Genomic DNA, 1,337 nt, shown 5'->3' with positions numbered 1-1,337 from the left:
TTCCGGTCCATGGCGCGATCATGCAGGGCCGCGCCGGCACGGCCCGCCACGACGCCGTCGCCTGGGGATACGCCCGCGCCGCCGACGGCCACGGCGTCGACATCATCCAGAATTGCGAGGTGACGGGCTTCCTGCGCGACGGCGAAAGGATCGTCGGCGTCGAGACGGCCAAGGGCCCGATTGCCGCCGGCAAGGTCGGCCTGGCCGTGGCCGGGCATAGCTCGGTTCTCGGCCACAAGGCGGGTCTCGAGCTGCCGATCGAAAGCCATGTGCTGCAGGCCTTCGTGACGGAGCCGCTGAAGCCGATGGTCGATCAGGTCGTCGCCTACGGCGCCGATCATTTCTACGTCAGCCAGTCCGACAAGGGCGGGCTGGTCTTCGGCGGTAATCTCGACGGCTACAATTCCTACGCCCAGCGCGGCAATCTCGGCGTCGTGCGCGAGGTCGCGGAAGCGGCGATCGCGCTGATGCCCTGCATCTCGCGGGTCAGGCTGCTGCGCCACTGGGGCGGCGTGATGGACATGACGCCAGACGCCAGCCCGATCATCTGCCCGACCCCGATCGACGGGCTCTACCTCAACGGCGGCTGGTGCTACGGCGGCTTCAAGGCGACGCCGGCTTCCGGCTGGTGCTTCGCGCACACCATCGCGACCGGCAAGCCGCATCCGCTCAACGCCGCCTACGGCCTCGACCGCTTCCGCACCGGCCGCACGCTCGACGAGGCCGGCGTCGGTCCGTTCGCGTGGCTGCAATAGGGGACGCCGCGACATGCTGCGCATCGACTGTCCCTGTTGTGGCCCGCGCGACCATGACGAGTTCCGTTATGGCGGCGATGCCTCGGTCATCCGCCCCGCTCACGACGATGCGGATTTCGAGGCCTGGTACCGGTACGTCTTCGTCCGCAAGAACCCGGCCGGAGCGCACCGGGAGCACTGGCAGCACGTTCTTGGCTGCCGGCAGTGGCTGATCGTGGAGCGCGACACCCGCAACCATGCAATCGCCTCGATCGTTCTCGCCAGGAGACCATCCCGATGAACTCCAACCCCAAACGGCTGGCCGAGGGCGGCCGCATCGATCGCGGGCAGCCGCTCGAATTCAGCTTCGATGGAAGCAAGCTGACCGGGTTCCAGGGCGATACGCTCGCCTCGGCGCTGCTGGCCAACGGCGTGTCGCTCGTCGGCCGCAGCTTCAAGTATCACCGGCCGCGCGGCATCTTCTCGGCCGGAGCCGAGGAGCCGAACGCGCTGGTGACGCTTGGCACCGGCGGGCGGCGCGAGCCGAACCTGCCGGCGACGATGCTGGAGCTCGCCGACGACATGGTCGCCGAGAGCCAGAAC

Annotated in this window: 3 protein-coding genes; all 3 read left to right on the top strand. The window is 68.7% G+C overall.

Annotated features, from left to right (window positions below):
* A partial coding sequence (locus EOD07_RS34575) for an FAD-dependent oxidoreductase (RefSeq protein ID WP_127238367.1) occupies positions 1-755 on the top strand: 755 nt, incomplete at its 5' end.
* Positions 756-768: 13 nt separating this feature from the next.
* Entirely contained in the window at positions 769-1,035 is a 267-nt protein-coding gene (locus EOD07_RS34570; RefSeq protein ID WP_127238366.1) for a sarcosine oxidase subunit delta, read from the top strand.
* Positions 1,032-1,337, top strand: a 306-nt coding sequence (locus EOD07_RS34565; RefSeq protein WP_206519655.1) for a 2Fe-2S iron-sulfur cluster-binding protein, incomplete at its 3' end; no start/stop codon positions are given. The genes EOD07_RS34570 and EOD07_RS34565, both read left to right, overlap by 4 nt.

It is taken from the genome of Mesorhizobium sp. M2C.T.Ca.TU.002.02.1.1, assembly GCF_003997225.1.
Note: the sequence above shows the minus strand (reverse complement) of the source record. Positions and strands in the feature narration are given on the sequence as shown.